The sequence below is a fragment of the Pseudomonas sp. W2Jun17 genome (assembly GCF_023127795.1).
Lineage (GTDB): Bacteria > Pseudomonadota > Gammaproteobacteria > Pseudomonadales > Pseudomonadaceae > Aquipseudomonas > Aquipseudomonas synxantha_A.
In genome coordinates this window covers 58,209-76,886 of record NZ_SPKO01000002.1, presented here as the reverse complement: position 1 = coordinate 76,886, position 18,678 = coordinate 58,209, and the positions used below count along the sequence as shown (strand labels likewise).

Below are 18,678 nucleotides of genomic sequence, written 5' to 3'. Positions count from 1 at the left end.
CAGTCAAAGGGACATTGGGGGCTGAGCTCAATTGAGGTTTGAGCTGGATAAACGCAGGTGGGCGCCCGCGGATATTCGGGCTTGTCGTAAACAGGAAAGGCTAGGGGCTGCACGCTCGGCAGGAGAGAAGGCGGAGGAGATCCGCCTTCGAGTGGGTGACGATTTAAGAAAAATTGATCTGACCCTGGGGCTTTGGCTGTTCCCCACCGATCCTGGCGCCTTCACCGACCATGTCCAGGACTTTGTTTGCCATGTCCAGGACTTTGTGTCCCGCGCCCATTGCGCCGTTTGCCAGATCCATCCCTTTATCAGCAATACCCGCCACCATTGGGATTGCACCCATAACCCCTGCTGCCATCGAAATAGGATCCATCGTCATTCTCCACATTGGTTTAGGAGGTTTATTCCTCCTGGCGTTTGTGTGGTGAATTGTTACTGTTGAGTTCCGCTATTTCCGGGCGGTCTGCCTGGCGAGCACAAAAAAGCCCGGCAATCGCCGGGCTCTTTTTACTGAACGCGCTGCTTAGGCAGTGAAGGTCTTGCCTTCGAACTGCTCAGCCACGAACTTCCAGTTGACCAGGTTCCAGAACGCTTCCACATACTTTGGACGCACGTTGCGGTAGTCGATGTAGTAGGCGTGTTCCCATACGTCGCAGGTCAGCAGCGGGGTGTCGCCGCTGGTCAGCGGGTTGCCGGCGCCGATGGTGCTGGCCAGGGCCAGGGAACCGTCAGCCTTTTTCACCAGCCAGCCCCAACCGGAACCGAAGGTGCCGACGGACGTCTTGGTGAACTCTTCCTTGAACTTGTCGAACGAACCGAACGCCGCATTGATGGCCTCAGCCAGTGCGCCGGTTGGTTGGCCGCCGGCGTTTGGCGCCAGGCAGTTCCAGTAGAAGGTGTGGTTCCAGACCTGAGCGGCGTTGTTGAAGATGCCGCCCGAGGAAGACTTGACGATTTCTTCCAGGGTCTTGCCTTCGAACTCGGTGCCAGGCACCAGGTTGTTCAGGTTCACGACATAGGTGTTGTGGTGCTTGTCGTGGTGGTATTCCAAGGTTTCCTTGGAGATGTGCGGCTGCAGGGCATCGTGTGCGTAGGGCAGCGGCGGCAATTCGAAAGCCATGATGATTCTCCTAATCAGGTCAGTTGCGGTGAGCGCAAGGCCGATCACGGGCGGCCAAACATGCGCCGGGGAGTTTGTACTCTTTGCGGCGCAGGGGTCCGATCATAGCACCGGGGGTGCGGCATAACCACGCAACAACTGTGTGGGATAGAGGTTCCAGCGCGTTTTCAACTATTGGTCAGGCGCTGATCAATTGGTAGGCCACCGAGAACATCATCACCGCCACCAGCAAGTCCAGCAGGCGCCAGGTGGCCGGGCGTGCGAGCCAGGGTGCCAGCCACGCCGCGCCGAGTGCCAGGGTGGTGAACCACAGGAACGAAGCGCTGGCGGCACCGGCCACGTAAGCCCCCGGCTGCGTTTGTTGCGCGCCCAGGGAACCGATCAGCAGCACGGTGTCCAGGTACACATGGGGATTTAGCAGGGTCACCGCCAGCGCGCTCAACAGGACCGCGCGCAATGAGCGGGTCTTGAGAGTGGCATCCTGATCCAGGCTTTGTTTCGAACAGGCCCGGCGTAGCGCACATGCGCCATACCACAGCAGGAACGCTGCGCCGCCCCAGCGTGCCACCGCAAGCAGTATCGGGCTCTGGGCCAGCACGGTGGCCAGGCCGAACACCCCGGCGGCCACCAGCAGCGCATCGCAGATCACGCACAAGGCCGCGACGGGCAAGTGATGCTCGCGGCGCAGGCTTTGCGCGAGGACGAACGCGTTCTGGGTGCCGATTGCCATGATCAGCCCGAGGGCCACCAGCAAGCCGTTCATATAGCTCTGCCACATACTGAAGGATCCTTGTTGATGCTTAAACGATGCTGGCTATGGTGCGGGTCTGACCTGTATAAGAAAAACCAATATTGCTGATCGCTCATTAGGAAAACTGATGTTCGACTATAAGTTGCTTTCCGCCCTGGCGGCGGTGGTGGAACAAGCCGGCTTCGAGCGCGGTGCCCAGGTGCTGGGGCTGTCGCAGTCGGCGATCTCCCAGCGCATCAAGCTGCTGGAGGCGCGTATCGGGCAGCCGGTGCTGGTACGGGCCTCGCCCCCAACCCCTACCGACATCGGCCGACGCCTGCTCAACCATGTGCAACAGGTGCGTTTGCTGGAGCGTGACCTGCAAAGCCAGGTGCCGGCGCTGGACGAGGAGGGTATGCCCGAGCGCTTGCGCATCGCCCTGAATGCCGACAGCCTGGCCACATGGTGGGCCGAGGCCATCAGCGACTTCTGCGCCGAACAGCACTTGCTGCTGGACCTGGTGGTCGAAGACCAGACTGTGGGCCTCAAGCGTATGCGCGCCGGTGAGGTTGCGGCCTGTATCTGTGCCAGCGAGCGCCCGGTGGCCGGTGCTCGCAGCCTGTTACTGGGCGCCATGCGTTATCGGGCGCTGGCCAGCCCGGCGTTTATTGCCCGGCATTTTCCGGCGGGCGTGCGCGCCGATCAATTGGCGCGCACGCCGGCGCTGGTGTTCGGCCCGGATGATTTCCTGCAACACCGTTACCTGGCTTCCCTCGGGGTGAACGGAGGTTTTGAGCACCATCTATGCCCGTCGTCCGAAGGTTTTATTCGCCTGACGGAAGCCGGTCTTGGGTGGGGCCTGGTGCCCGAGTTACAGGTGCGCGACCAGATGGAAACCGGCGTATTGGTGGAGTTATTGCCAGATAAGCCCATCGATGTGCCGCTGTACTGGCATCATTGGCGCAGTGGCGGGCAACTGTTGGGCTTGTTGACCGACCATCTGGCCCAGGTTTGTGGCCACTGGTTGGTGCCGTTGAAGTGATGGCGGGCGTCAAGGCCACAGCGATGAAAAACGAAAGAACACGGAGTACTACATGAAAATTCTGGTCACCGGCGCGAGCGGCTTCATCGGCGGGCGCTTTGCGCGTTTTGCCCTTGAACAGGGCCTGGATGTGCGGGTCAACGGGCGACGCGCCGAGGGTGTCGAACACCTGGTCCGGCGCGGTGCCGAGTTTATCCAGGGTGACTTGAATGATGCCGACCTGGTGCGTGACCTGTGCCGCGACGTTGAAGCCGTGGTGCATTGCGCCGGTGCCGTCGGGTTGTGGGGCAAGTATCAGGACTTTCACCAAGGCAATGTGCTGGTGACTGAAAATGTGGTTGAAGCCTGCCTCAAGCAGCGCGTGGGGCGACTGGTGCACCTGTCGTCGCCGTCGATCTACTTCGACGGCCGCGACCATTCAGGCATCACCGAAGAGCAGGTGCCCAAGCGTTTCAAGCATCCTTATGCCGCCACCAAATACCTGGCCGAGCAGAAGGTCTTCGGTGCCCAGGAGTTCGGTCTTGAGGTGTTGGCGTTGCGCCCGCGTTTTGTCACCGGTGCCGGCGACATGAGCATCTTCCCGCGGCTGTTGAAGATGCAGCGCAAGAACCGCCTGGCCATTGTCGGCGACGGCCTGAACAAGGTCGACTTCACCAGCGTGCACAACCTCAATGAAGCGCTGCTCAGCAGCCTGCTCGCACCCGGCTCGGCGCTGGGCAAGGCGTACAACATCAGCAACGGCGCACCGGTGCCTATATGGGATGTGGTCAATTATGTGATGCGGCAAATGGAGCTGCCCCAAGTGACCCGTTATCGGTCTTACGGTTTGTCCTACAGCGTGGCGGCCTTGAATGAGGCGTTCTGTGCGATGTGGCCGGGGCGGCCGGAGCCTTCGTTATCGCGTTTGGGCATGCAGGTGATGAACAAAGATTTCACCCTCGACATCAGCCGTGCCAGGCATTATCTGGACTACGACCCCAAGGTCACCCTGTGGGCCGCGCTCGATGAGTTCTGCAGTTGGTGGAAAGCCCAGGATCCGGGCCTCAAGTAAGTTCATAACCAGCAACACATCGGGAACCGAATTCGCCGGACCGTGTCGACCTATGCGTCTGGAGCACGGTTTATACTTGCGCCGCTCGGCCTCTGAGCAGCCACCTCATTGATTCAAGGTAGATTCATGCGTAACGATGCAAAAGACGACTTCGACAACGTGCCCAGCCTGCGGGCAGACCTCGGGGACGACGATGATTTCGTGCCGACTGCCGCCACTTCGGTGCGCTCGCGAACCACACCAGTGGTCAAAGTTAAAAGTGCCAGCACCGGCCCGTTGTGGGCGTTGGTAGGCGCATTGCTGATTGCTTTCGCCGGCCTGGCCTGGTGGAGCTTCCAGCAGATTTCCCTGATGGGCCAGCAGCTGGTCGCCACCCAGGAAAGCTTCGCCCGCATCAGCGAGGAAGCGGCGGGGCGCCTGCAGGATATTTCCGGCAAGGTCGTGGCCAGCGAAGCCAGCGTGAACAACGGCAGCGAGGCGCTGAAATTGCAGATCAAGCAGTTGCAAGCCCAGTTGCAGGAGCAGGGCAAGCAACAGTTGGGCGTCGCCGGCCAAGCCACCGAGCTGGACAGTCGCCTGGCCCAGATGAGCGCCAGTACCACCGAACTGACGGCTGCCAATGCCAAGCTGCAAGGCCAGGTGCAGGCCCTGACCGACGCTGTCGCCAGCCTCAAGGCGGCCCAAGGTGAGATCAAGGACTTGTCCACTGATGTGGCAGCCTTGAAGAAGCAGGGCAATCCAGGCGCCGCCATCGCCCGTCTTGAGCAGGATTTGCTGGTACTCAAGAGTGCCCAGGAAAACCAGCCTGCCAACGTCGATGCGCCGACCAACAAGGAGTTTGATGTGTTCCGCATCCAGACCACGCGCAATATCACCACCTTGCAGAGCCAGGTGCAGAATCTGAACCAGCGCCTCAATGCGCCTGCTGCGGCCACACCGCTGGGTCAATGAACGAAGTTATGGCCTTTGAATGAGATCTAAATGTAGGAGGGAGCAAGCCCCCTCCCACATTTTGGATTTTCACTTGGAGATTGATTGTCACCAGATAGTGACATTTGTTCTCCCCTTCGTTACTTGCCCCTACCGCGCCCTTGTTTAGACTCCGGTCATCCCACAAAAAACAATAAGGGCCACCCATGACCACCCATCCACTGCCTGCCAGCAGTTGGCTGAATGCACCTGCCCACCACGCCTGGCTCGCCGCTGAAGGCCAGCGCCTGTTGGCGTTCGCCAAGGCATCGCGCCTGCCGGACGGGTTCGGCAACCTCGACGATAAAGGCCAGTTGCCCGCCGATGCCCGCGCCGAAACCATGAACACCGCCCGTATGACCCACAGCTTCGCCATGGCCCATGCGATGGGGCTGCCCGGTTATGCCGAGCTGGTGGCGCATGGCGTGACGGCTCTCAGCGGCCCGCTGCGCGACAGTGAGCACGGTGGCTGGTTCGCCGCGCCCCAAGCCCTGGATGGCAACACCGGCAAAGCAGCGTACCTGCATGCATTCGTGGCCCTGGCCGCCAGCTCTGCGGTGGTGGCTGGCGCGCCGGGTGCGCAAAACTTGTTGAACGACGCCATTCATATCATCGACCAGTTCTTCTGGAGCGAGGAGGAGGGCGTCATGCTTGAATCTTTCGCCCGGGACTGGAGTGGTGTCGAAGGCTATCGCGGCGCCAACAGCAACATGCACGCCACCGAAGCCTTCCTGGCCCTGGCCGATGTCACCGCTGACAGCCGTTGGCTGGACCGTGCGCTGCGCATCGTCGAGCGGGTGATCCACACCCACGCCGCCAGCAACCAGTTCATGGTGATCGAGCACTTTGACGCGCAGTGGAAACCTCTACTGGGCTACAACGAAGATAACCCCGCTGATGGGTTTCGCCCTTACGGCATAACCCCCGGCCACGGTTTCGAATGGGCGCGGCTGCTACTGCACCTGGAAGCTGCGCGCCTGCAGGCCGGGCTGGATACGCCGGCTTGGTTGGTTGACGACGCCAAAGGACTGTTTGCCAGCGCCTGTGAATATGCCTGGGCCGTGGATGGTGCACCGGGCATTGTCTACACTTTGGATTGGAGTCGGCGCCCGGTTGTACGCGAGCGCTTGCACTGGACCCACGCAGAAGCCAGCGCCGCTGCTCAGGCACTGCTCAAACGTACCGGTGAACTGCATTACGAGATCTGGTATCGACGCATCTGGGAGTTTTGTGAAACCCACTTCATCGATCGGCTCCATGGCAGTTGGCACCACGAACTCAGCCCGCACAACCAACCCAGCAGCAAAATCTGGGGCGGCAAACCTGATCTGTACCATGCCTGGCAAGCGGTCGTGCTGCCTGCGTTACCCTTGGCACCCAGCCTGGCCAGTGCATTGGGCAACGGGCGTTATGTCACCAAGTGGTGACATTTGTGCGTCCCTTTGTTACCTGCGCCTGGAAAATCCCTGTTTAAACTCCGTGCAGCGCAAGCTCTAGACTTGCATGCATAACAACAAGAAAAGGTACTCAGATGAACGCGATTAATCGCCTCGCCGTCGCTATTTCCATTGCCTCGTTGTTTCCCCTCAGTGCATTTGCCGCCGACTCCAAAGGTACGGTGGAAGTGGTGCATTGGTGGACTTCCGGTGGTGAAAAAGCGGCTGTGGATGTCCTGAAGGCCCAAGTTGAGAAAGACGGCTTCACCTGGAAAGACGGTGCCGTTGCAGGTGGCGGTGGCGCCACGGCCATGACCGTGCTGAAAAGCCGTGCGGTTGCCGGCAACCCACCGGGCGTAGCCCAGATCAAAGGCCCCGACATTCAGGAATGGGCGTCCACTGGCCTGCTCGATACCGACGTGCTCAAAGACGTCGCCAAAGAAGAAAAGTGGGATTCCCTGCTCGACAAGAAAGTCTCCGACACCGTGAAGTACGACGGTGACTACGTAGCCGTACCGGTGAATATTCACCGCGTGAACTGGCTGTGGATCAACCCGGAAGTCTTCAAGAAAGCCGGTATCACCAAGAACCCAACCACCCTCGAAGAATTCTACGCAGCCGGCGACAAGCTCAAAGCTGCAGGTTTCATTGCGCTTGCCCACGGCGGCCAGCCTTGGCAGGACAGCACCGTTTTCGAAGCGGTAGTGCTCTCGGTCATGGGGGCTGATGGCTACAAGAAAGCCCTGGTCGACCTGGATAACGGCGCGCTGACCGGCCCGGAAATGGTCAAGGCACTCACCGAGCTGAAGAAAGTCGCGACCTACATGGATGTCGACGGCAAAGGCCAGGACTGGAACCTCGAAGCCGGCAAGGTCATCAACGGCAAGGCCGGCATGCAGATCATGGGTGACTGGGCCAAGTCCGAGTGGACTGCCGCCAAGAAAGTCGCCGGCAAGGACTACGAGTGCGTAGCGTTCCCGGGCACCGACAAAGCTTTCACCTACAACATCGACTCCCTGGCGGTGTTCAAGCAGAAAGACAAAGGCACTGCTGCTGGCCAGCAGGACATCGCCAAAGTCGTGCTGGGTGAAAACTTCCAGAAAGTGTTCAGCATCAACAAGGGCTCGATCCCTGTGCGTAACGACATGCTGACCAAGATGGATTCCTACGGCTTCGACTCCTGCGCCCAGACCGCCGCCAAGGACTTCCTGACCGACGCCAAGACGGGCGGCCTGCAGCCAAGCATGGCGCACAACATGGCCACTACCCTGGCGGTGCAAGGTGCGTTCTTTGACGTAGTGACCAACTACATCAACGACCCGAAAGCCGACCCGGCCGACACCGCCAAGAAGCTGGGTGCTGCGATCAAGTCGGCCAAGTAACACTTGGTAGCGGATTTTTGTGGGAGCCGGGCTTGCCCGCGATGCAGACAACTCGGTGTACCGGTGACACCGAGGTGATGCCATCGCAGGCGAGCCAGCTTCCACACAAACCGCGTTCGACAAGAGACTCACCTTGTAGTCCTTTTTCCCTGTAGTGGATTTTCCCATGAGTTCTGTTGCTGTGTTCAGCAAGGCCTCGCCGTTCGATGTGCTGCAACGCTGGCTACCCAAACTGGTACTGGCGCCGAGCATGTTCATCGTGCTGGTAGGCTTTTACGGCTACATCCTGTGGACGTTCGTGCTGTCGTTCACCACTTCCACGTTCCTGCCCAGCTACAAATGGGCGGGCCTGGCGCAGTATCAGCGGCTGTTCGACAACGACCGCTGGTGGGTGGCGAGCAAGAACCTGGCCGTATTCGGCGGCATGTTCATTGGCATCACCCTGGTGATCGGCGTGACGCTGGCGATTTTCCTCGACCAGAAAATCCGCCGCGAAGGCTTTATCCGCACCATTTACCTGTACCCGATGGCGCTTTCGATGATCGTCACCGGTACCGCCTGGAAATGGCTGCTCAACCCGGGCATGGGCCTGGACAAACTTCTGCGGGATTGGGGCTGGGAAGGCTTCCGTCTCGACTGGCTGATCGACCCCGACCGCGTGGTCTACTGCCTGGTGATCGCCGCTGTGTGGCAAGCCTCGGGCTTTATCATGGCGATGTTCCTGGCTGGCCTGCGTGGGGTTGATCAATCGATCATCCGCGCCGCCCAGATCGACGGTGCCAGCCTGCCGCGCATCTATTGGAGCGTGGTGCTGCCCAGCCTGCGTCCGGTGTTCTTCAGTGCCGTGATGATCCTGGCGCACATTGCGATCAAGAGCTTCGACCTGGTGGCGGCGATGACCGCGGGTGGCCCGGGCTATTCGTCCGATCTGCCGGCGATGTTCATGTACTCGTTCACCTTCAGCCGTGGCCAGATGGGCATGGGCTCGGCCAGTGCAATCCTGATGCTCGGTGCGATCCTCGCGATCATCGTGCCGTACCTCTACTCCGAGCTGAGGACCAAACGTAATGACTAGTCTCGCCTCCAAACCTGCCATCAGCCTGAGTCGTATCGCGATCTATGCGGTGCTGATCCTCGCCGTGCTGCTGTACCTGGTGCCGCTGGTGGTGATGCTGCTCACCAGCTTCAAGACTCCCGAAGACATCAGCAGCGGCAACCTGCTGAGCTGGCCGACCGTGGTCAGTGGCATCGGCTGGGTCAAGGCCTGGGCCACTGTGGATGGTTACTTCTGGAACTCGATCAAGATCACCGTTCCAGCCGTGCTGATTTCCACCGCCATCGGGGCCTTGAATGGCTATGTGTTGTCGTTCTGGCGTTTCCGAGGCTCGCAACTGTTCTTTGGATTGTTGCTGTTCGGCTGCTTCCTGCCGTTCCAGACCGTGCTGCTGCCCGCGTCGTTCACCCTCGGCAAGATGGGCCTGGCCAGCACCACCACCGGCCTGGTGTTTATCCACGTGGTCTACGGCCTGGCGTTCACCACGCTGTTTTTCCGTAACTACTACGTAAGCATCCCGGATGCGCTGATCAAGGCGGCACGCCTGGACGGTGCGGGTTTCTTCACCATCTTCCGGCAGATCATTCTGCCGATGTCGACGCCGATCATCATGGTCTGCCTGATCTGGCAGTTCACACAGATCTGGAACGACTTCCTGTTCGGCGTGGTGTTCTCCAGCGGCGACTCGCAGCCCATCACGGTGGCGCTGAACAACCTGGTCAACACCAGCACCGGGGCCAAGGAATATAACGTGGATATGGCGGCGGCGATGATTGCCGGGCTGCCGACCCTGCTGGTCTATGTGATCGCAGGCAAGTATTTCGTGCGCGGCCTCACGGCCGGCGCGGTCAAGGGGTAATCATGGCTACGCTTGAACTTCGCAATGTAAACAAAACCTACGGCGCCGGCCTGCCCGACACCTTGAAGAACATCGAACTGTCGATCAAGGAAGGCGAATTCCTGATCCTGGTCGGCCCTTCGGGGTGCGGCAAGTCCACGCTGATGAACTGCATCGCCGGCCTTGAGACCATCACCGGCGGCGCGATCATGATCGGCGACCAGGATGTCAGCGGCATGAGCCCCAAGGATCGCGACATCGCCATGGTGTTCCAGTCCTATGCGCTGTACCCGACCATGAGCGTGCGCGAGAACATCGAGTTCGGCCTGAAGATTCGCAAGATGCCGCAAGCCGACATCGACGCCGAAGTCGCACGCGTGGCCAAGCTGCTGCAGATCGAACACCTGCTCAACCGCAAGCCGGGCCAACTGTCCGGTGGCCAGCAGCAGCGTGTGGCCATGGGCCGAGCGCTGGCGCGCCGGCCGAAGATCTACCTGTTCGACGAACCGCTGTCCAACCTCGACGCCAAATTGCGCGTCGAGATGCGCACCGAAATGAAGCTGATGCACCAGCGTCTGAAAACCACCACCGTCTACGTCACCCACGACCAGATCGAAGCAATGACCCTGGGCGACAAAGTGGCGGTGATGAAGGACGGCATCATCCAACAATTCGGCACGCCGAAAGAAATCTATAACGACCCGGCCAACCTGTTTGTGGCAAGCTTTATCGGTTCACCACCGATGAACTTCGTGCCTTTGCGCCTGCAACGCAAGGACGGTCGCCTGGTCGCGCTGCTGGACAGCGGCCAGGCCCGTTGCGAGTTGCCGCTGAGCATGAATGACGCCGGGCTTGAAGACCGCGATGTGATCCTCGGCCTGCGCCCGGAGCAGATCGTGTTGGCGGCGGGCGAGGGCAATGGCTCGTCGAGTATTCGTGCCGAAGTGCAGGTGACCGAGCCGACCGGCCCGGACACGCTGGTGTTTGTGCAGCTCAACGACACCAAGGTCTGCTGCCGTTTGGCGCCGGACGTCGCGCCGCAGGTGGGTGAGACACTGACGCTGCAATTCGACCCGGCCAAGGTGTTGCTGTTTGACGCCAAGACCGGTGAGCGATTGGGGACTGCTGGCTCACTGGGGGCATCTGTGGGAGCCGGGCTTGCCCGCGATGGCGTCACCGCGTTGTAACTGCAGGACCGAGGCGCCTGCATCGCGGGCAAGCCCGGTTCCCACAGGAAAAAGAAGATAACCAGTTGTTTTAGTTAAAAAATGTAACCCGCGTTAGATAAAAACAGTTTAATAACAATAAAGACGAGGATGTAGGGATGAAAAAGCAACACAACAACACCCGGCTGATCTGCCAGCTGTCAGCGGTAGCAGCCCTGGTTTTGTCCGCCAATGCGATGGCGGATGAAGCCTTCAGTGCCGATTCCAAATGGATGACCGGCGATTGGGGCGGTGAGCGTACCAAGCTGATCGAGCAAGGTATCGACATCAAGGCCGACTACGTTGGGGAGATGGGCTACAACGCCCACGGCGGTTATAACGACGACAAGACCGGTCGCTACTCTGACCAGTTTGGTCTTGGCGTGGCACTGGACCTGCAAAAACTGTGGGGCTGGGATAACACCCAGGCCAAGATCCAGTTGACCAATCGTAATGGCGAGAACATCTCCAACGACCGTGTTGGTGACCCGCGTGCTGGCACCTTGAGTTCATCGCAGGAAGTGTATGGCCGTGGCCACATGGTGCGTCTGACCCAACTGTGGATCCAGCATCAGTTCCTCGACGGCAAGCTGGACGTCAAAGCCGGTTACTTCGGTGAAGGCGAAGACTTCAACACCTTCCCCTGCGAGTTCCAGAACCTGGCGTTCTGCGGTTCCCAAGTGGGTAACTGGGCCACCAACATCTGGTACAACTGGCCCGTCAGCCAGGCCGCTCTGCGTGTGAAATACCACATCACGCCTGAACTGTATGCGCAAATTGGCGCGTACAACCAGAACCCATCGCAAACCGAAATGGGCAACGGCTTCAAGCTCAGCGGCAGCGGTACCAAGGGCACCGTGTTGCCAGTTGAATTGGTGTGGTCGCCGAAGGTCAATGGCCTGCCGGGCGAGTACCGCGTGGGTTACTACAAGAGCACGGCTGACGCTGATGATGTGCGCGAAGACGTCAATGGCGGCGACGCTGGCGCCACTGGCGATGCCCTGCGCGTTCGCAACAGCAAAAGCGGCTACTGGGGCGTGGTGCAACAGCAACTCACCACTCACAATGGTGATGCCTCCCGTGGTCTGAACGTTGCGGCTAACGTCACCTTCCACGACAAGGACACCAACTTCATCGACAACTATCAGTCGCTGATGTTTGTGTACAAGGGCCCGTTCGATGCGCGTCCAAAGGATGACATCGGCATCGGTTTTGCCCGTATCCATGTCAACGATGACGTGAAGAAAACCGCAGAGCTGCGTAACGCGGCAGGTGGTTTTACTGACTACAGCCAGGCCGGTTACATGCCGCTGCAAGGTACCGAATACAACTACGAAATCAACTACGGCTTCCATGTCACCAATTGGCTGACCGTACGCCCTAACCTGCAATACATCACCCACCCAGGTGGTGTGGATCAAGTCGACAACGCCTTGGTCGCCGGCCTGAAAATTCAGTCTACCTTCTAACGCTGTTGCGATAAGCTCCTCTCTCTGTGCGCATTTGCGGGTAGCCATGGCTATCCGCTTTTTTTTGGCTTGCACTGTGATATTCGGAACCTGTGCACATGCATGAGCAACCGCTGCAACGCTTTTTCAAATCCCTGCGCGAGCGACCGGTGTTCGCCTGGGAGCGCTTTCAGATGCGCGATGTGTTGGTGATCGACCACCCCCTGTGCCAGGCGGTGTTCAGTCGCCAGGGTGCGCAATTGCTGCACTTTCAACCGACGGGCCAGAAGCCGTGGCTGTGGTGTGCCGCCAAATGGCCGCAAGTCGGGGCTATCCGTGGTGGCGTACCGGTGTGCTGGCCGTGGTATGGCCGTCACCCCAGCGAAAACGCGTGGCCGTCCCATGGCTGGGCGCGCCTGATTGACTGGAAGCTGCTCGACAGCAGCACCGATGACGATGGCGTGCGCCTGCACTGGCAATTGCAATTGTGCGACTGGCAGGTGGACTTGCACGCGCACTTGGGCGAAACCCTGGAACTGCGCCTGAGCACCGAGCACCAGGACGAGTTGCCGTGCCAGTTGAGCCATGCTTTGCACGCTTACTGGCGTATTGGTCACGTTGACGAGGTAGCGCTGTCTGGGCTCGACGGCGCGCAAGGTTATGATCAGCTCAACCGTCAGGTCTGCCAGCAGGAAGGTGAACTGCGGGTCGATGGCGGTTGCCAGCGGGTGTTCCAGCATGAGGGCGAACTACAGCTCAAGGACCACGCCTGGCAGCGTGAATTGTGCATCGACACCGGCGACAGCGCCGACACGGTGGTGTGGCATCCAGGTAGCCGACCGCTGTTGGGCGTGAGCTTTAACGAGGCGTCGGGGTTTGTGTGCGTGGAGTCGGCGATGGCCGGTGCGAGCCTGGCGCCGGGGGAGAGGGCGCATTTGAGTCTGCAGGCTCGGGCTGGAGCTTAGCGGTGTGGCTGATGGCGCTATCGCAGGCAAGCCAGCTCCCACATTTGAAGGTATTCACACATCAAACTGTGGGAGGGGGCTTGCTCCCGATGAGGCCAGTGCAGCCAACACAGGTCCAGGCTTAGTTGAACTCATCCCCCACCGGATACCGGCTGTCATTCAAACTCTCTTTGATCTTGCGCAAATGCGGCTGGAAATCCACCCCGCGACGCAGGGTCATGCCGGTCGCCAGCACATCCAGCACGGTCAATTGGATGATCCGAGAAGTCATCGGCATGTAGATATCGGTGTCTTCCGGCAACGGGATGTTCAGGCTTACTGTACTGGCCTTGGCAAGCGGCGAGTTTTCGGCGGTCACGCCCAACACTGACGCACCGTTTTCCCTGGCGATACGCGCCACTTCCACCAGTTCGCGTGTGCGTCCGGTGTAGGAAATGATCACGAACAGCTCGCCGGTATGCGCTACCGAAGCGATCATGCGCTGCATCAGCACGTCCGCATGAGCGGTCACTGCCAGGTTGAAGCGGAAAAATTTGTGCAGCGCATCCATGGCCACCGGCGCCGAGGCGCCCAGGCCGAAGAAGTGGATCTGGCGCGCCTGGATCAACAAGTCCACCGCCTTGCTGATCAGCGCCGGGTCCAGGGCCTGGCAAGCGCTGTCCAGGGACGCAATGGCGCTGCCAAAGATCTTCTGGGTGTAGGCCTCGGGGTTATCATCGGCCTCCACGGCACGGCTGACATACGCGGCGCCACTGGCCAGGCTTTGCGCCAGCTGCAATTTAAGTTCAGGGTAACCGCTGACGCCGAACGAACGGCAGAAGCGGTTGACCGTCGGTTCGCTGACCGAGGCGGCCTGGGCGAGGGCGGCGATCGAGAAGCGTGTAGCCTGCTGCGGGTTGAGCAGGATGACTTCAGCGACTTTGCGCTCGGCCTTGTTTAATTCTTCGAGGCGGTTCCGGATCTGTTCCAGAAGATTTCGCACGCGGTCCATTCAGTCTTTCCTTCGGGCGACGATGCAAATAAAGGGCGGCAACCAATCGACGACTGGCTTTTCGCGGTGGCCTATCCTACTGAGGGTAGCTGAACACCACCACTCGCAATGCGTATTTCCGGAAAATGTTGTGGTTATTACTACATTTTTCCTTGAGTGATGCCTTGAAAAAAGGTATTTGTAGCTTAACTTGATAAAAGAACAAACATCATGCCTTCGATAACCGTAGAACCCTGCACCTTTGCCCTGTTTGGCGCCTTGGGTGATCTGGCGCTGCGCAAGTTATTTCCTGCCCTCTATCAACTCGATGGCGCCGGGCTGCTGCACGACGATACACGCATCCTGGCCCTGGCCCGTGAAGCCGGCAGCGAGCAGCAACACCTGGCCCATATCGAAAAAGAATTGCGTAAATACGTCGGCAAGGAACTCGACGAGGCCGTGGCCGCGCGCTTCCTTGCGCGCCTGGCCTACGTGCATGTCGACTTCATGAAGGCTGACGACTACGTCGCCCTTGCCGAGAAGGTCGGCGGCGAACAACGCCTGATCGCCTACTTCGCTACCCCCGCGGCGGTGTACGGGGCTATCTGCGAGAACCTGTCCAAGGTGGGCCTGGCGGAAAACACCCGCGTGGTCCTGGAAAAGCCCATCGGTTCTGACCTGGAATCCTCGCGCAAGGTCAACGATGCGGTGGCGCAGTTTTTCCCGGAAAACCGCACCTACCGTATCGACCACTATCTGGGCAAAGAAACCGTCCAGAACCTGATCGCCCTGCGTTTCGCCAACAGTTTGTTCGAAACCCAGTGGAACCAGAACTACATTTCACACGTGGAAATCACCGTGGCCGAGCAGGTCGGCATCGAAGGCCGTTGGGGCTACTTCGACAAGGCCGGCCAGCTGCGTGACATGATCCAGAACCACCTGCTGCAGTTGCTGTGCCTGATCGCCATGGACCCGCCGGCCGACCTGTCCGCCGACAGTATCCGCGACGAGAAGGTCAAGGTGCTCAAGGCCCTGGCGCCGATCAGCCCCGAGGGCCTGACCACCCAGGTGGTACGCGGCCAATACATTGCCGGCTACAGTGCGGGCAAAGCCGTGCCGGGTTATCTGGAAGAAGACAATTCCAACACCCAGAGCGACACCGAAACCTTCGTCGCCCTGCGTGCCGATATTCGCAACTGGCGTTGGGCCGGGGTGCCGTTCTACCTGCGTACTGGCAAACGTATGCCGCAAAAGCTGTCGCAGATTGTCATCCATTTCAAGGAACCGTCCCACTACATCTTCGCCCCCGAGCAGCGCCTGCAGATCAGCAACAAGCTGATCATTCGCCTGCAACCGGACGAAGGTATTTCCTTGCGCGTGATGACCAAAGAGCAGGGCCTGGACAAGGGCATGCAACTGCGCAGCGGGCCACTGCAACTGAATTTTTCCGACACCTATCGCAGCGCACGCATCCCGGATGCCTACGAGCGGTTGTTGCTGGAAGTGATGCGCGGCAATCAGAACCTGTTTGTTCGCAAAGATGAAATCGAAGCTGCGTGGAAGTGGTGTGACCAGTTGATCGCCGGCTGGAAAAAGTCCGGTGATGCACCCAAGCCGTATGCGGCGGGGTCCTGGGGGCCGATGAGCTCGATTGCACTGATTACGCGGGATGGGAGGTCGTGGTATGGCGATATCTGAATTGAAACTGCCTCAGGGCGTTACTGCCCATGAGTACCGTACGCCCACGCTGCTGGCCGATGGCCTGGCCCATGACGTGGCCGAACAACTGCGCGCTGCCATCAGCGCCCGTGGCGAGGCGACGCTGGTGGTGTCCGGTGGACGCAGCCCCGTGGCGTTTTTCCAGAACCTGGCCAAGCAGGGGCTGGACTGGTCCAGGGTCACCGTCACCCTGGCCGATGAACGCTGGGTACCGGTCGAACACGCCGACAGCAATGCCGGCCTGTTGAAGCAGCACCTGCTGCAAGGCCCGGCAGCCGCGGCCAGGTTCCTCAGCCTGTACAGTGCCGCCGCCAACCTTGAAGACGCTGCCGAGCAGGCCGATCGCCTGCTGGCCGAACTGCCCGGCATTGATGTGCTGGTGCTGGGCATGGGCGATGACGGCCACACCGCCTCGCTGTTCCCCAACAGCCCCAACCTGGCAGAGGCACTGAAGGCCGACGGTACTCGCCGTTGCTGGCCGATGCTGGCGCCAACCGTGCCGCACCAGCGCCTGACCATGAGTCGTGCGCTGCTGGCGACGGCCAACTACACCGTGCTGTCTATTTCCGGCAGTTCGAAATTGACCACCTTGAGCGCCGCGCTGGCCAGCGACGATGTTGCTGCCATGCCGATTCGCGCGTTTTTGCAACCTACTCTCGAGATTTACTGGTGCCCATGAGCCAAGGATCAGCCGCTATGAAAAGCCCTCAACCGACCGTGTCCATGGCGGATAAAGTTGCCTTGATCGACAGTCTCTGCGCCAAGGCGCGGATCCTGCCGGTGATTACCATCGCCCGCGAGCAGGACATCCTGCCGCTGGCCGATGCCCTGGCAGCTGGCGGTTTGACCGCGTTGGAAGTGACCCTGCGTTCCGAGTTCGGCCTCAAGGCCATTCAGGTCTTGCGTGAGCAACGTCCTGAGCTGTGCACCGGTGCCGGTACCGTGCTTGATCGTCACATGCTCGAAGCGGCCGAAGTGGCGGGCTCGCAATTTATCGTCACCCCTGGCATTACCCGCGACCTGCTGGAAGCCTCGGTACACAGCCCGATCCCGCTGCTGCCGGGCATCAGCAATGCCTCCGGTATCATGGAAGGCTACGGCCTGGGTTACCGCCGCTTCAAGTTGTTCCCGGCCGAAGTCAGCGGCGGCGTCGCGGCCATCAAGGCGCTGGGCGGCCCGTTTGGCGAAGTGAAATTCTGCCCGACCGGCGGCGTCGGTCCGGCCAATATCAAAAGCTACATGGCGTTGAAAAACGTGATGTGCGTGGGCGGTAGCTGGATGCTTGATCCTGAGTGGGTCAGGAACGGCGACTGGGCACGCATCCAGGAAGTTACCGCACAGGCGCTGGCGCTGCTGGACTAAGCGGATTTACAGAATCGTTGTTGCTGTGCTTAACGGCATTTTTGCGGTGCACTTGGTCGGTGTGCCGCTTTTTTTTGCCTGCAGAAACCTCAAGAACACCGATGTTCAACTGTGGGAGCTGGCTTGCCTGCGATAGCGGTGGGTCAGCTGACATCTCTTGCGCTGATACACCGCCATCGCAGGCAAGCCAGCTCCCACATGTTTAATCTGTGCTCAACTGGTTAATGGCGTTGACTAGCACGTCGATGTCCGCTGCCGATGTCACCAACCCTGGTGTCACCCGAATACAGGTGCCAAACGACGCACCCACACGCGTGGTGGTAAACAAGTCGTAGTCCCTGAGCATACGATCCACCATCACCTGCTGATCCCGCCCGAGGAACTTGAACGCGGTGATCCCGCAATACAGCCGCGGATCATCCGAGGTCAGCACTTCAATACCCTGCAAGGGGCGCACCTGGTTTACCCACAGATCCCGCAGGTAATTGACCCGCGCACCCTTGGCCGCGGCGCCACCCAATTGCCGATGTTCTTCAAACACCAACGGCAAGGTCATCAGCGCGGGAAAGTTCGGTGTGCTGTAGGACGTACGAGCGCGCACATCCGTGGCCGGGTAGTGAAACTCGCCCATGTCCGGGTCGATATCGGCCAGGCGCTCGGGGGCGATATATAAAAAGCCCAGGGTCAGCGGTGCACCCATCCATTTGTGCAGGTTGAACCCCGCGAATTGGATGCCCAGTTCAGCCAGGTTGAACTCGAACTGGCCCAGGGCGTGGGCGCCGTCGAGGATCACGTCGATATGCTGTTCGCGTGCGGCCTTGGCAATGGCCGCAACGGGCATCACCAGGCCGGTGCGGTGAGTGACATGCGTCAGGGCCATCAGTTTAAGACGCGGATACTGCGCGAACGCCTCGTTATACGTCTGCACCAGGCTGTCGAAACTGGCCGGGTGGGTGTGTGACACCTCGATCACCTCCACGCCGCGAACATCGGCAAGCCAGCGCATGGCGCCCTTGACCGTGTCGTACTCCAAATCGCTGATCAGCACCTGGTCGCCGGGTTGCAGGCGGTTGTAGTTGCGGATCAGCGACTGTAAGGCTTCGGTAGCGTTGCGCGTGAAGGCGATCGACTCGGGGTCGACGTCAATCAATGCCGCCAGCGTGCGGCGAATCTCGACGTTTTCACCTTGCTCGAAACGTTGGCGCACATGCACCGAGTTGCTGCGGTTGATAAAGCTGATGTGCTCAAGGTATTGCGCCTGCACTGCACGGCTCATACGCCCGAAGTAGCCGTTTTCCAGGTTGATCGGCCCGGGTTGCAGGTCATAGCACTGGGCGATGGTGTGCCAGTGGCGTTCGTTGTCGGCATTCCTTGGCATGGCGAGTCT

The 18,678-nt window shown here is 59.9% G+C and carries 18 protein-coding genes; 13 read left to right on the top strand and 5 right to left on the bottom strand.

Annotation, left to right across the window (positions count from 1 at the left end; genetic code table 11):
- Window positions 1-163: 163 nt before the first annotated feature.
- The 3 genes from E4O98_RS00780 to E4O98_RS00770 all read right to left on the bottom strand — a co-directional run bounded on the left by E4O98_RS00780 (window position 164) and on the right by E4O98_RS00770 (window position 1,898).
- Window positions 164-373, bottom strand: a complete 210-nt coding sequence (locus tag E4O98_RS00780; RefSeq protein WP_146097885.1) for a hypothetical protein — start codon at window positions 371-373, stop codon at window positions 164-166.
- 150 nt (window positions 374-523) lie between these two features.
- Complete coding sequence (locus E4O98_RS00775) at window positions 524-1,120, bottom strand: Fe-Mn family superoxide dismutase (protein ID WP_003212997.1); 597 nt, start codon at window positions 1,118-1,120, stop codon at window positions 524-526.
- Window positions 1,121-1,298: 178 nt separating this feature from the next.
- Window positions 1,299-1,898, bottom strand: coding sequence for a LysE/ArgO family amino acid transporter (locus tag E4O98_RS00770; RefSeq protein ID WP_032879749.1), 600 nt, complete (start codon window positions 1,896-1,898; stop codon window positions 1,299-1,301).
- Between the two features lie 100 nt (window positions 1,899-1,998).
- Between E4O98_RS00770 and E4O98_RS00765 the strand changes: the two genes are divergently transcribed.
- The 10 genes from E4O98_RS00765 to E4O98_RS00720 all read left to right on the top strand — a co-directional run bounded on the left by E4O98_RS00765 (window position 1,999) and on the right by E4O98_RS00720 (window position 13,240).
- Window positions 1,999-2,892 (top strand): LysR family transcriptional regulator ArgP, encoded by an 894-nt coding sequence (locus E4O98_RS00765; protein WP_032879751.1) that lies wholly within the window; start codon window positions 1,999-2,001, stop codon window positions 2,890-2,892.
- 52 nt (window positions 2,893-2,944) lie between these two features.
- Window positions 2,945-3,943 carry an NAD-dependent epimerase/dehydratase family protein gene (locus tag E4O98_RS00760; RefSeq protein ID WP_032879753.1) on the top strand — a complete coding sequence of 333 codons (999 nt, stop codon included), beginning with the start codon at window positions 2,945-2,947 and terminating at the stop codon, window positions 3,941-3,943.
- A gap of 126 nt (window positions 3,944-4,069) precedes the next feature.
- The gene (locus E4O98_RS00755; protein WP_032879754.1) at window positions 4,070-4,894 is read left to right on the top strand and encodes an ATPase; all 825 of its coding nucleotides are present in this window, start codon (window positions 4,070-4,072) and stop codon (window positions 4,892-4,894) included.
- 185 nt (window positions 4,895-5,079) lie between these two features.
- A complete protein-coding gene (locus E4O98_RS00750; protein WP_248133934.1) occupies window positions 5,080-6,339 on the top strand; it encodes an AGE family epimerase/isomerase in 1,260 nt (419 codons plus the stop codon).
- A gap of 104 nt (window positions 6,340-6,443) precedes the next feature.
- Complete coding sequence (locus E4O98_RS00745; protein ID WP_032879756.1) at window positions 6,444-7,730, top strand: ABC transporter substrate-binding protein; 1,287 nt, start codon at window positions 6,444-6,446, stop codon at window positions 7,728-7,730.
- A gap of 166 nt (window positions 7,731-7,896) precedes the next feature.
- Window positions 7,897-8,805, top strand: coding sequence for a sugar ABC transporter permease (locus tag E4O98_RS00740; RefSeq protein ID WP_248133932.1), 909 nt, complete (start codon window positions 7,897-7,899; stop codon window positions 8,803-8,805).
- Complete coding sequence (locus E4O98_RS00735) at window positions 8,798-9,643, top strand: carbohydrate ABC transporter permease (RefSeq protein WP_005790778.1); 846 nt, start codon at window positions 8,798-8,800, stop codon at window positions 9,641-9,643. The genes E4O98_RS00740 and E4O98_RS00735 overlap by 8 nt, the downstream gene beginning before the upstream one ends.
- 2 nt (window positions 9,644-9,645) lie before the next feature.
- Window positions 9,646-10,809 (top strand): sn-glycerol-3-phosphate ABC transporter ATP-binding protein UgpC, encoded by a 1,164-nt coding sequence (gene ugpC / locus E4O98_RS00730; protein WP_103734747.1) that lies wholly within the window; start codon window positions 9,646-9,648, stop codon window positions 10,807-10,809.
- A 137-nt stretch (window positions 10,810-10,946) separates the two neighbouring features.
- Entirely contained in the window at window positions 10,947-12,296 is a 1,350-nt protein-coding gene (locus E4O98_RS00725; RefSeq protein WP_078822158.1) for a carbohydrate porin, read from the top strand.
- A 98-nt stretch (window positions 12,297-12,394) separates the two neighbouring features.
- Window positions 12,395-13,240 (top strand): D-hexose-6-phosphate mutarotase, encoded by an 846-nt coding sequence (locus tag E4O98_RS00720; RefSeq protein ID WP_005790774.1) that lies wholly within the window; start codon window positions 12,395-12,397, stop codon window positions 13,238-13,240.
- A 121-nt stretch (window positions 13,241-13,361) separates the two neighbouring features.
- On the opposite strand, the gene E4O98_RS00715 is transcribed toward E4O98_RS00720, so the two are convergent.
- Complete coding sequence (locus E4O98_RS00715; RefSeq protein ID WP_169856377.1) at window positions 13,362-14,222, bottom strand: MurR/RpiR family transcriptional regulator; 861 nt, start codon at window positions 14,220-14,222, stop codon at window positions 13,362-13,364.
- A 219-nt stretch (window positions 14,223-14,441) separates the two neighbouring features.
- Here E4O98_RS00715 and zwf point away from each other — a divergent pair, with 219 nt between their 5' ends.
- From zwf to E4O98_RS00700, 3 genes are read left to right on the top strand one after another with little or no spacing between them, the layout of a single operon-like run.
- A complete protein-coding gene (zwf, locus tag E4O98_RS00710; RefSeq protein WP_032879759.1) occupies window positions 14,442-15,908 on the top strand; it encodes a glucose-6-phosphate dehydrogenase in 1,467 nt (488 codons plus the stop codon).
- The gene (pgl, locus tag E4O98_RS00705) at window positions 15,895-16,608 is read left to right on the top strand and encodes a 6-phosphogluconolactonase (protein WP_032879760.1); all 714 of its coding nucleotides are present in this window, start codon (window positions 15,895-15,897) and stop codon (window positions 16,606-16,608) included. The genes zwf and pgl overlap by 14 nt, the downstream gene beginning before the upstream one ends.
- A 17-nt stretch (window positions 16,609-16,625) precedes the next feature.
- Entirely contained in the window at window positions 16,626-17,291 is a 666-nt protein-coding gene (locus tag E4O98_RS00700; protein ID WP_032803689.1) for a bifunctional 4-hydroxy-2-oxoglutarate aldolase/2-dehydro-3-deoxy-phosphogluconate aldolase, read from the top strand.
- Window positions 17,292-17,493: 202 nt separating this feature from the next.
- Here the strand turns inward: E4O98_RS00700 and E4O98_RS00695 are convergent, their stop codons facing one another.
- Window positions 17,494-18,669, bottom strand: a complete 1,176-nt coding sequence (locus E4O98_RS00695; RefSeq protein ID WP_248092670.1) for an aminotransferase class V-fold PLP-dependent enzyme — start codon at window positions 18,667-18,669, stop codon at window positions 17,494-17,496.
- Between the last annotated feature and the right edge of the window lie 9 nt (window positions 18,670-18,678).